Origin of the sequence: Acinetobacter sp. 1294596 (assembly GCF_000582925.1) — a bacterium.
GTDB lineage: Bacteria > Pseudomonadota > Gammaproteobacteria > Pseudomonadales > Moraxellaceae > Acinetobacter > Acinetobacter radioresistens.
Genome location: NZ_JFCC01000014.1, coordinates 48,043 through 59,367 on the forward strand (window position 1 = coordinate 48,043; position 11,325 = coordinate 59,367).

Annotated in this window: 11 protein-coding genes; 2 read left to right on the top strand and 9 right to left on the bottom strand. The window is 40.4% G+C overall.

The genetic code is table 11. The features are described from left to right. Positions 1-16 precede the first annotated feature (16 nt). From J502_RS07385 to J502_RS07415, 7 genes are read right to left on the bottom strand one after another with little or no spacing between them, the layout of a single operon-like run. The gene (locus tag J502_RS07385; protein ID WP_005019858.1) at positions 17-676 is read right to left on the bottom strand and encodes a methionine ABC transporter permease; all 660 of its coding nucleotides are present in this window, start codon (positions 674-676) and stop codon (positions 17-19) included. Then, entirely contained in the window at positions 657-1,727 is a 1,071-nt protein-coding gene (locus J502_RS07390; protein WP_005406362.1) for a methionine ABC transporter ATP-binding protein, read from the bottom strand. Before J502_RS07390 ends, J502_RS07385 begins: the two co-directional genes overlap by 20 nt. Before the next feature lie 11 nt (positions 1,728-1,738). After that, entirely contained in the window at positions 1,739-2,575 is an 837-nt protein-coding gene (locus tag J502_RS07395; RefSeq protein WP_005406453.1) for a MetQ/NlpA family ABC transporter substrate-binding protein, read from the bottom strand. 10 nt (positions 2,576-2,585) lie between these two features. After that, the gene (locus J502_RS07400) at positions 2,586-3,416 is read right to left on the bottom strand and encodes a MetQ/NlpA family ABC transporter substrate-binding protein (RefSeq protein ID WP_005406271.1); all 831 of its coding nucleotides are present in this window, start codon (positions 3,414-3,416) and stop codon (positions 2,586-2,588) included. Between the two features lie 29 nt (positions 3,417-3,445). Continuing rightward, positions 3,446-4,858 (bottom strand): LLM class flavin-dependent oxidoreductase, encoded by a 1,413-nt coding sequence (locus tag J502_RS07405; protein WP_005406315.1) that lies wholly within the window; start codon positions 4,856-4,858, stop codon positions 3,446-3,448. Next, positions 4,858-6,078, bottom strand: coding sequence for an SfnB family sulfur acquisition oxidoreductase (locus J502_RS07410; protein ID WP_005406327.1), 1,221 nt, complete (start codon positions 6,076-6,078; stop codon positions 4,858-4,860). The genes J502_RS07405 and J502_RS07410 overlap by 1 nt, the downstream gene beginning before the upstream one ends. An 11-nt stretch (positions 6,079-6,089) precedes the next feature. Further along, a complete protein-coding gene (locus J502_RS07415) occupies positions 6,090-7,292 on the bottom strand; it encodes an SfnB family sulfur acquisition oxidoreductase (protein WP_005026370.1) in 1,203 nt (400 codons plus the stop codon). Between the two features lie 379 nt (positions 7,293-7,671). On the opposite strand from J502_RS07415, the gene J502_RS07420 reads away from it, so the two are divergent. Further along, positions 7,672-8,436, top strand: coding sequence for a glutathione S-transferase family protein (locus J502_RS07420; protein WP_005026367.1), 765 nt, complete (start codon positions 7,672-7,674; stop codon positions 8,434-8,436). Between the two features lie 481 nt (positions 8,437-8,917). Beyond that, entirely contained in the window at positions 8,918-9,400 is a 483-nt protein-coding gene (locus tag J502_RS07425) for an Lrp/AsnC family transcriptional regulator (RefSeq protein WP_005019868.1), read from the top strand. A 50-nt stretch (positions 9,401-9,450) separates the two neighbouring features. On the opposite strand, the gene J502_RS07430 is transcribed toward J502_RS07425, so the two are convergent. Both J502_RS07430 and J502_RS07435 read right to left on the bottom strand, forming a co-directional pair. Then, complete coding sequence (locus J502_RS07430) at positions 9,451-10,200, bottom strand: YebC/PmpR family DNA-binding transcriptional regulator (RefSeq protein WP_005019870.1); 750 nt, start codon at positions 10,198-10,200, stop codon at positions 9,451-9,453. A gap of 590 nt (positions 10,201-10,790) precedes the next feature. Further along, positions 10,791-11,018, bottom strand: coding sequence for a hypothetical protein (locus J502_RS07435; protein ID WP_005405020.1), 228 nt, complete (start codon positions 11,016-11,018; stop codon positions 10,791-10,793). Positions 11,019-11,325: the final 307 nt, after the last annotated feature.

Here is an 11,325-nt window from a genome sequence, read left to right on the forward strand (position 1 = left end):
GAAAGTCTGTATTGTTTTAAAGCTTGCGCTTATCTAGCTGGCTGGCCAGGGCATCTCCAGTTGCCTGAATAAGCATCACCAGGATCACGAGCACCAAAATAACAGCCAGCATAATCGTAATATCAAAACGCTGATAACCATAACGGTAAGCAATATCACCAAGTCCGCCTGCTCCTATAGCACCAGCAATTGCAGAAGAATTGATCATGGTTACCATCGTAACGGTAAACCCTGCCACAATTCCGGGCAGGGCCTCCGGTAAAAGTACATGCCAGATAATCTGTTTACGGTTACAGCCCATTGCCTGTGCGGCTTCAATCAAGCCATGATCCACTTCACGTAAACTGACCTCAGCAATACGCGCAAAAAACGGGGTAGCAGCAATAGTTAATGGCACTACAGCAGCCCAGACACCATAACTGGTACCCACAATAAGACGTGTGAGTGGGATCAGAGCTACCATCAAGATTAAAAAAGGGACAGAGCGTGTAATATTAATGACCCATCCCAAGGGCTGATTAATCATCCGTGATGGATAAATACCATGTTCACTGGTATTGACCAGGATAATTGCAATCGGTAAACCAATTAAAAAAGCTGCAAGAGCAGATATGCCTACCATAATTAATGTATCGATAGTGCCGGTCAAAAGCAGGTTAATGAGCTGGTCGTGCATAGCCAAGTACCTCAATGTGGGCAATATATTGTTTTAGCGCTTCTTTCAAATGCTTCAGATTTAACTGTACGTCGGGTATAGCGACAATCAGTGAACCGATCAGATGCTGCTGGATCGTATCAACATGGCCCTGATATAAGTGAACTGGACCATTTAACTGCTCAAGAATGGCTTTTAAATCTGGTGTGTGGTGTATGGCAGACTCATAACAAAGTTTTAAAATAGTATGTGTAGTCTCTGCAGTTACCTTCGAATTCACTGCAAACGGTAAATCCAGTTGTTCTAGAGTTAATAATTCTTGAGTAATCTGCTGTTCAGGTTTTGAAAAAACACTCCACACCTGACCAGATTCGACAATTTCACCTTGATCAATAACAACCACCTGATCACAAATTTCCCGGATAACCTGCATTTCATGGGTAATCAGAACAATTGTAATTCCCATTTGCTGATTGATTCTTTTGAGTAACGATAAAATGACCGAGGTGCTTTCCGGGTCTAGAGCTGAGGTTGCTTCATCACATAATAAAATTTCAGGGCGGTGTACCAGAGCACGTGCAATACCGACGCGTTGTTTTTGTCCACCTGAAAGTTGTGAAGGATAGTTTTCTGCTTTACTGCTTAAACCGACCAGTTCCAGTGCCTCATTAACACGCTGTTCAATCTCGGCTTTTTTATGTCCTGATATTTTAAGAGGCAGGGCAACATTTTCCCACACCGTTTTAGCTGACATCAGGTTAAAGTGCTGGAAAATCATTCCGATACTTTGACGCAGCCGAATGAGTTGCGCATGATCCAGACTGGCCAAGTCCTGCTGGTGAATATGAATACTGCCATTACTGGGTTGTTCCAGACCATTTAATGTACGTAGCAAAGAGGATTTTCCGGCACCGCTTTTGCCAATAATGCCGAAAATTTTACCTTCAGGAATATCCAGACTGATATTCTTGAGTGCATGTACAGATTTGCCTTGTACTTGGTAGTATTTGTTGAGGTTTCTGATCTTGATATGGGAAACCGTAAATTCAGTATGAGAACCAAAACTCACCATTATTCTTCTCCTTATTTCCAGCCCTGAAACCACATGCCTTGACCAAAGTCCTGATCCAGTATTGTTTGGACCTTTTCTGAGGTTTGAAAGGCTTGTACAAATCTGGCAAGTTTCTGGTCTTTATCTTGATAATCTGTTCGGGTTACGAACAAGATGGCGTATTTCTTGTCTATCGGATCTAAAAATAAAGCATCCTTCGGGTTAGCTGCTTTTGCCATTTTTAGGTAATGCGGAAAACCAAAAATAAGATCTGCTTCATCTATGGCATGGGCTGTTTGTGGACCTTCCACCTCAATAAACTGTAACTGTTTAGGATTGCGTATAATGTCCTGAAGTGTAGTTAATTCATTCTGAATATCTTTAACTTCAATCAGGCCGGCCCGGGCAAGCAGAATTAAAGCACGCGCCGAGTTGACCGGATCATTGGGTATGACTACGCGAGCATGAACAGGCAGTTGCTCTAGTGATTGATACTTTTTTGAATATAAGCCCACATGGCTGCCAGTACCTGGTGCAAATGCATGCAGGTTAAACCGGGTTTCACGAATTGCATTTTTCAGATAAACACTTTGCTGAAAAAAATTGGCATCAATATCACCGTTCTGAACGGCTACATTGGGTGCATGCCAGTCTGAAAACTCAACCAGCTTGACCTGAATACCTTGTGCTTTCATATCATCTGCCACACTTTGTAGCAGATCGGCATAGGGTGGGCTAATGCCGATTGTTAAAGTATCTTTCTGCAGGGTATTACTGTTAAAACGGTAAGCAGCCAAACCGAGTATAACTAAGAGGGTTGTCAGGCCAATTAGCCAGGACTTATAAGAATCTGATTTTATTAAGGTCATCATCTGTTCCTTACTTCCAGCCAGGGAACCAGAGTTTTTTCCCAAAATCCTCATCTAAAGCGGCTTGCACTCTTGGGGAGTTCTGGTAAATAGTCACGAATTTTTTCAATTGATCGTCTTTATCTTTGTAATCATCACGGACTACAAATAAGATGGCATAGCGTTTATTGGTATTTTTGTCGAATAACAATGCACTTTCCGGATCAGCAGTTTTTGCCAGACGTAAATAATGAGGATAGCCAAAAGCCAAATCAACATCATCAATTGCACGTGCGGTCTGTGGTCCTTCGACTTCGATAAACTGCAGATTTTTAGGGTTTGCAGCAATATCCTGTAAACTGGATAGATGATTGTTTACATCTTTTAAGCTAATGAGTTTGGCTTGCTGCAACAGCAGGAGAGCACGACCCTGATTTACCGGATCATTTGGTATAGCAACTCTGGCATTTTGTGGTAACTCATCAAAGCTTTTATACTTTTTTGAATACAGGCCTACATGAGATGCTGCTCCAGCTGCAAAAGCTTTGAGCTTAAAACCGGTTTCTTTTATGGCATTATCCAAAAATGGCTGATGCTGAAAAAAATTGGCGTCAATATCTCCGTGATTTAGCGTAATATTAGGCGTGTTCCAGTCAGAGAATTCAACAAGCTTAATATGAAGTCCTTCTTTTCTGGCTTCTTCTGCTGCAACTTGTAACGGTTTTGCAAACGATGGGCTAACCCCGATGACCAGTTCATCTGAACCTGTTTTTTTCTGTAACGTCCAGCCAGTAAGACCTAAGATAACTATGGTCAACACTGCCCCTAAAATAGTGAATTTCGTTTTTGCTGTTTGTGCCATCATGCACCTCTAAAAATTTTTAAAATGTTTTATGCAAGCTGTTTTTGAATAGGACGGATTTCGGCGGGAGAGGCCGGGGTTAGACATCGGAACTGTTGCACCGGATGTTGTGCAGAAAGCAGGTTACCTTGCTGAAATAACTTATGTCGCAATGTACCTTCGCTATAAGCTGTTTTGTAGCGACCGCGCTGTTGCAGCTCCGGAATAACCCACCGGATAAAGTCCTGATGGGATTCCGGGGCAACCGTACGGGTCAGGTTAAAACCATCAATTCCTGTTTCATCAATTAAATGAATTAATTGTTCCGCTACAGTTGCTCCACTACCCACAATGAGGGGGTAACGTCCTCCCAGCACATGTTGGTCTTTCAGATCTGCCACTGTAATTTTCTGTTCTTTAAATTTATTGTTGACTGAAGCAATACTGTTAGTTTGCTGATAGGGAATAGTTTCTTGTTCTGTAAACTGGGACAGATCAATGCCGACAGAACTGGAATAGTGGGCAAGGCCTGCTTCAGGACTCGCATAGTGGCAATACTCTGCCAGTTTTTCCTGTGCAAGCGCATCAGTTTCAGCGCTAACCACAGTAATGCCAATAAAAATTTTAATAGCTTCTGCTTCACGACCCTGTGCAGTGGCAAGTGTTCGAATTTTCTCGACCTGCTGTTTAATTTTTTCCGGTTTATCGCCTCCAATAAATATGGCCTCAGCATGTTGAGTTGCAAAGGTAAGACCACGTGGCGAAGCACCTGCCTGAAAAAGGACCGGGGTGCGCTGGGGAGAAGGTGAAACCTGAAATACTCCTTCACTCTGGTAAAATTGGCCCTGATGCCGGATTGAATGCACTTTCGCCGGTTCAGTAAATATCCGGTTCTGCCGATCCTTTACAACTGCATCATTTTCCCAAGAGCCTTCCCAGAATTTATAGCAAAGCTCTAGAAACTCCTCAGCCTGTGCATAACGCAAATCATGTTGTTTCAAGCCTTTCTGTCCGATTAATCTTTCAGCACTATCTAAATAACCTGTCACAATGTTCCAGCCAATCCGGCCATGGGTTAGATGGTCCAGGCTGGCAAAACGCCGTGCAAACTGATACGGCGTTTCATAGCTCAGATTTACTGTAATACCGAAGCCCAGATTCTGGGTAACTGTGGCCATTGCTGAAACCAGAGTAGAGGGGTCATGGCTAGGAAGCTGGATTGATTCTTTTAAAGTCAGCTCAATACCGTTTTGATAGACGTCATATACACCAGTAATATCTGCAAGAAATAACCCGTCAAATAATCCTTGCTCTAAAGTTTTCGCCAAATCTGTCCAGTAGTTCAGTTCATTAAAACGATGTGATTGATCTCGTGGATGTGTCCATAACCCATGGTTAATATGTCCTGCTGAATTCATGTCAAAAGCATTAAGTAAAATCTTTTTAGGTAATTGCTTTGCCATTACAATGTCCCCCTGCGTGGAGGTAGAACTCCATTCAATACATATTGTCCAATAAAGTAATATTTCCAGCGCGCTGCATCATGTAAAGTATGGACACGTGCATTACGCCAGAAACGGTCTAGTCCGTTTTTTAACTGGCTACCCCGGCTACCTGCCAGTTCAATCAGTTTGCTGGATGCTTTTAATGCAGTTTCTGTACTATGTGCACGAACCTTAGCTACCTCAATTGAAGCCTGTGCTATATTTTCCACACTAGGTAATGGACGGGCTACCTCAATAGCCTGAGCAGCCTGTTTGAGGAGAACCTCACTGGCACGTACATCAACAGCCACACGGCCGAGTTCTAGCAGAGTCAAGGGGTCTTGAGTAGCACGATCTAGTCCTGAGTCAATCCAGGGGCGCGCCTGTTTTACCTGCTGCAATGTTTCTTCAAAAGCAGCGCGGGAGATTCCTACTTCAATTGCAGCATGCATAATCTGGGCAAATGGCCCGACTAAGGTGGGCTGAGTGAATGCTGTATCAAAGGCAATCAGATCCTCTTGCTCAACAGCGACGTGATTAAATTTTACCGTACCACTTCCTGTTATACGCTGCCCAAAGCCATTCCAGTCATCCACGATTTCAAGGCCTTGGCTATTACGCTTTACAAAAGCTAAAAATTCCCGACCTTCTGCATCTGTAACCAGCGTAGGAATACGGTGTGCGAACAGGCTTCCGGTACAATAAAATTTTTCCCCCTGAATTACGTAGTTATTTCCCGCAGCAATCAATTGTGTATGCTTATGAGCGGCAGATCTGGTTTTGAATTCTGCCAGTGCATTACCGAAACGGGCTCCTTTTAAAACTTCTGTGTAAAACTTCTGTTTCTGCCGTTCTGTACCTGTATTACGCAGGACTTCCAATGCATAGAAATGATTTTGAGGAATCTGTCCAATTGAACCGTCCACTCCACTAAACAGGGCAATGACTTTAGCTACGGTCAGACTTGAAACTTCTGCACCCCCATATTGCTTGGGAACGGTAATCGCCCATAAGCCTGACTGGCTGTAGGCTTCTATCTCTTCAAAAGGCAAAATACGGTTTTGGTCCCGTTGAACTGCCTCGGCTTTAAACTTTTGACTTAAATCCTGTGCAATAGCCAAAGCTTCTTCATCGTTTTGGATAATATGTGCCTGATTTTCTAAAACTTCTTTAAGATGAAAATTTTGATATGAGGTCATAAGATATTTCCTTAAATCCAGGCATGACGAGCAGGAAAAGCCTGGTTGAGGTAATAGTTACCAATGGCATGTAACTTCCAGCGTACTGGGTCATGCAAGGTATGAACTCTGGCATTCCGCCAGTACTGGTCCAGATGATGCTGGGATAGACAGGAACGACTGCCGCCAAGTTCGAGCAATTTTTCTGAGATCTGTAGGGCAGCGTCATTGGCATAAACTTTGGCTTCTGCAACCCTTATAGAAGCTTGTGCTGCCTGCTCCGCTGTAACTGTCTTATGCTGGTCAAGTTCATCGAGATATTCAGCTGCTTCATCCAGTAGCAAAATAGATGCATCAAGCAAGATATTTAATTTACCAACTTCCTGTAGTGTGTAATGTTCGGAGCTGGCTTTTTCTACTTGTGCGTCAATAATAGGGCGTGCTTTATGAACAGCAGTTAAAGTTTCTGCAAATGCAGCCTCTGCAATACCAACATCTATAGCCACCTGGAGTAGCTGCGAATAAGCACCGCGATAATTAGGTTTTTCATAAAGTTTTCTTTCATCAAAAATGAGATCAGGATTTACTCTGACCTGGTTCAGACGGACTGTGCCACTAGCTGTGGTGCGCTGCCCGAAACCGTACCAGTCATTGATGACTTCTACACCTTTTTCCTGTGCGTCAATAATTACCAATACGACATGGCCTTCAGGATGAACTGCTTTAATAGCAAGCCAGTGTGCAAAACTGCTGCCAGTCGAGTAGAACTTTTCACCATTAAGAATATATTGGCCATCTTTAACGCTAAGCGTGGTCTCTAGTGTTTTACTGTCTTTGGTGTGGCGCTCTGGGCCACCATTAGCCAGACGCTTGCCATGCAGAATTTCAGAGAAAATAAAATTTTTTTGTTGCTCGTTTCCCATCATATTAATCATGTTGAGCAGGGCAATCTGGTTTTGCGGGATTTGACCGACATTGGCATCGGCTTTAGATAAAATTCTGAACACCTGAGCAAGTGTTTTGTTTGAAACGAATGCGCCTCCAAAAGCTTTAGGAATACGGATGCCACCTAATCCTTTGAAACTAAACTGTTCAATTTCTTCTATTGGCAAGATCCGGCATTGATCCCGTTCATTTCTTGTATTCAAGGCAAAATCAGCTACCTGATAAGCTGCATTCAGGGCCTGCTGATCATTTTCTATAATATAAGCGGGAGTTTGAGTAATATGAGTCATCTTTATACCTTCCTAAGATGACTCAGAACTTAAAGGAATTATCTGGCAAACTTAAACCAGGTATTATGCGAAACTTATCATTAAAAGCTTATAAGAAAAAAACTGCTGAAATTTATAAAAAATCAGATAAAGCAGATTTATATAAATCAGTAAGTTAATTAAAATTATATAGTTTTTAGCTGGTTGAAATTTATCTTATATATGTAATTGGCATAATTATGGTAAAAAAAACTATAAAAACAGATGGGATAAGGCTATAAGAAAAGAAGTAAATCTGAACAGGTGGTCAGAATTTTTAGAACCATCAGTTTTAAAGTAGAATGATATTCAGGTCTTAATTTAAAAGTCAGTTAAAATACAAAAATAATCCGGAGTTTTTATGCGTACTTTATACCAGTTTCCTTTATCTCATTTTTGTGAGAAAGCTCGCTGGTTACTCGACCATAAAGAGTTAGATTATGTTGCGCATAATTTGATTCCAGGCTTTCACCGGGCCTTTACCCAATTGAAAACCGGACAGAACAGCTTGCCTGTTTTGAAAGATGACAGCTACTGGATTGCTGACTCTACAGAAATTGCCCTATATCTGGATGAGACCTATCCTGAACACAGTTTACTGCGCCGTGACCCGGAGCTGCGAGAGCAGGCATTGCAGATCAATAATGTTGCTTCTGAGCTCGGAGAGCATGTCCGTCGCTGGGGGCTGGCCCAAGCACTATCACAGGGCGATGAGCCTTTAGAAATCATGCTCGGTGAACAGGGGTATATGCGTCAGTTTGAGAAATTTTCAAAACCTTTAATCAAAACGCTTGTAACCAAGGGATACCAGCTCGAATCTGAAAAAGTAACTGAATCTAAAGCCAGAATGACTGAGCTGATAGAACAGCTAAATAGCGCATTGATCAAAAATGGAGGACGTTACTTTGTTGGTGACCGCTTAGGTCTTGCCGATATCGCAGTATGTTCCATGCTGGCGCCTTTGCTTGAGCTTGGCGGAACACCTTGGGAAAATGAGCATGAAGAGAACAGAACGGAAGACTTCATGAATTATCAGTCTTATTTACTTGATTTACCTTTAGGTCAATATATTCAGCGTATTTATGAGACAGAACGTAATGCCCGAGTAGACTGGCGTGGAATGTAGCTGGGTATATAAGTAATATAAGCCTTGTTATCGCAAGGCTTTCCAATTTTTTAGGGATAAAAAATATTGTAAAAACACAAAATAATGAGAATATAAAAACTTAAAAGCCATTAATTTGGTAAAATTTTTAAAGAATAGACTTTAAAGTGAGAAATTTTTTCTAAAAATATTGAAATTAAATGATTAAAGGGAAATAATTCGACTCAGCCGCTGTTAAATTAATAGTCAGGGTGTGATAGGGATCGAAAAGAGGGTCAGCTTATTGGGAGATGGGCACTGACTAAACTCACAAGGTCTTAATTCGACTTCAGTTATATAAACCACAAGTTTATAAAACAGGCTATAGGTTATCCACGTATAGCTACTAGAAGGAAACAGTATCATGTTTTCCCTTGACCCTAAAAATTTATTTGATCATAAAAATAAATCTGACCATAAGTACCACAGCATGATTCAATATACGGTATGACTGGAGCTCAGAATGGGACTGGACCGTTTCGACAAGCAAATTCTTGAAATATTGACACACGAAGACCTGAATTTAAATGAACTCTCTGAGCGAATTAATCTTTCTGTAAGCTCGGTGCACCGCCGTATCAAACAGCTTATTGAAAATCAGGTGATGACTAATCTCAAGCGTGATATCAATTTTCAAAAACTAGGTTTTAAGTTGCATGTCTTGCTACAAGTATCCCTGAGTAAACATGACAGTGATACCTTTGAAAAATTTCTGCAAGAAGTCGAAGAGCTTCCTGAAGTTATTAATGCATTTTTGGTTACCGGCCAGTCTGCCGATTTTATTCTTGAAGTTGTTGCTACCGATATGGAAAATTATAGCGATTTTCTGCTTAAACGGATGGGGAAAATCGAGCATGTTGTAGCGTTGCATTCAAGCTTTGTAATTAAAGAATATAAAGTGTTTAATTGTTATAACTTGCTAAATAAAGTTCCAGAGCAAGTATAAAGCTTAAAAATAAAAAAGCGCCAGTTCTGGCGCTTTTTAATAATATTTAATCAGGCATCAAGCTGAGCCAGTACTTCATCTGAAAACTCAACGTTGGTATAAACATTTTGTACATCATCTAAGTCTTCTAGCATATCAATCATTTTCATGATTTGTTTAGCTTGATCAATATCGGTAATTTCTGCTTTGGTAGAAGGACTCATTACAACCTCAGCATTGTCTGACTTCAAGCCGGCCGCACTAAGTGCATCCTGAACGTCACCGAAGCTCTCTGGTGTGGTAATAACTAAAATCTCATCTTCAGAAATTTCAATATCTTCCGCACCAGCTTCTAGAGCAACCTCCAAGATTTTTTCTTCAAGTGACAGATCATCAAAAGAGATTTCACCACGTTTGGTAAACAAGTAAGCCACAGAACCTGAAGTTCCAAGATTACCATTAGTTTTACTAAAGCAATGACGAACATCAGGAACAGTGCGGTTTAGGTTATCTGTCATGGTTTCTACCAGTACAGCTACACCACCTGTGCCATAACCCTCATAAGTGATTTCTTTTAAATCATCATTATCTTCACCACCAGCACCACGTTGAATGGCCCGGTTAATTGTATCACGCGTCATATTTACTGAAAGCGCTTTTTCGACTACAGCACGAAGACGTGGGTTACTGGCCGCGTCCGGGCCGCCGAGTTTAGCAGCCGTTACAATTTCTCGAATGTATTTGGTAAATACTTTACCGCGACTTGCATCTTGTTTTGCTTTGCGATGCTTAATATTGGCCCACTTGGAATGACCCGCCATGCGAATTATGCTCCAGTTTTATAAACTAAAATTTCGGGTTGAAATGTTAGCATAGCCACTGATTTGTTGAAAACAGGCCACTGCCAGCTTTTAAGCGAAGTTTCCGAAAAATCTTTAGAAGCTGATGCTCTAACGAGAAGATTTAGATAAAACAAATTAATTAAACTGCAGCTTCAACTTTAAGCTCTTAGTCTTGCGAGCACATTCATAGAAAATAGCTGAGCTTTAGGCTCATTAAAACAACCAAAATTTAGAGGCTAAACTCATAAAAAATTATATTAATTAAATTAAAATTATAAAATTACTTGTAATTTGTTTAGAAAAAATTATAAATTAACAGGCTGTATACGACTTTAGTCTAACAGGTGGGCCTAAACTGTTTAGTACTGTAAGGGGAAGCGATTATGTTTTTAACGCTTATCGGCGTTGGTTTGGCTATTTTTATTCTGATCTGTGTCTGGAGTGCGATTGAAATCTACCTGGAAGCTCATCATCGCAAATAATTAGCCTTGTTTTAAACAAAGCACTTTGGGAAATGCTCTGTTACAGCGGTTATCTTCCTGCTTTATCTTTATATAAAGATCAAGAGCCTAACAGTTCTTTGTAGCCAGCCATTTTTCCTTAATATAGAGATCTACCCGATATTGCTCATCATAATCATCAGCAATACAATTTGCCTGACTTTGTGTAGCTAAGTTTTCAACCTTTTTAACAAGGACAGTTGGTGTTGAAGATAATTTATCAATCTGACAAACCCACCATTGTTTTCCAATTCTTCGAACCTGAAAAAACTCACTGTTTTGCTTACGCTTAGCCATAATCATGATATCCTTTTTTCAACTGAGGAGTATTTAGATCTATTATTTTATAGGTGTATAGCTCTAGATAGTTAAGTTTTATGAGCAAAAATCGCTTAAATTTAGAACAATTAAGTGTTTATTTTATAAGGTGTGATCACTGTAATACTAAGCTAGATCTAAAATTTTATTAAAAATATATAATTATTTTTAATATAATATTTCAATAGGTTGTGTGTAATATTATAATAAAAATGATAGCGCCATATATTTAAGTAAGCTATTAAAAAATTATATTTAACTTTGTATTAAAGGATAACAAGGATTT

Bases quoted from the DNA above. Each gene is read 5' to 3' on its own strand.
- J502_RS07385 (WP_005019858.1), bottom strand. From the start codon at position 676: ATGCACGACCAGCTCATTAACCTGCTTTTGACCGGCACTATCGATACA.
- J502_RS07390 (WP_005406362.1), bottom strand. From the start codon at position 1,727: ATGGTGAGTTTTGGTTCTCATACTGAATTTACGGTTTCCCATATCAAG.
- J502_RS07395 (WP_005406453.1), bottom strand. From the start codon at position 2,575: ATGACCTTAATAAAATCAGATTCTTATAAGTCCTGGCTAATTGGCCTG.
- J502_RS07400 (WP_005406271.1), bottom strand. From the start codon at position 3,416: ATGGCACAAACAGCAAAAACGAAATTCACTATTTTAGGGGCAGTGTTG.
- J502_RS07405 (WP_005406315.1), bottom strand. From the start codon at position 4,858: ATGGCAAAGCAATTACCTAAAAAGATTTTACTTAATGCTTTTGACATG.
- J502_RS07410 (WP_005406327.1), bottom strand. From the start codon at position 6,078: ATGACCTCATATCAAAATTTTCATCTTAAAGAAGTTTTAGAAAATCAG.
- J502_RS07415 (WP_005026370.1), bottom strand. From the start codon at position 7,292: ATGACTCATATTACTCAAACTCCCGCTTATATTATAGAAAATGATCAG.
- J502_RS07420 (WP_005026367.1), top strand. From the start codon at position 7,672: ATGCGTACTTTATACCAGTTTCCTTTATCTCATTTTTGTGAGAAAGCT.
- J502_RS07425 (WP_005019868.1), top strand. From the start codon at position 8,918: ATGGGACTGGACCGTTTCGACAAGCAAATTCTTGAAATATTGACACAC.
- J502_RS07430 (WP_005019870.1), bottom strand. From the start codon at position 10,200: ATGGCGGGTCATTCCAAGTGGGCCAATATTAAGCATCGCAAAGCAAAA.
- J502_RS07435 (WP_005405020.1), bottom strand. From the start codon at position 11,018: ATGGCTAAGCGTAAGCAAAACAGTGAGTTTTTTCAGGTTCGAAGAATT.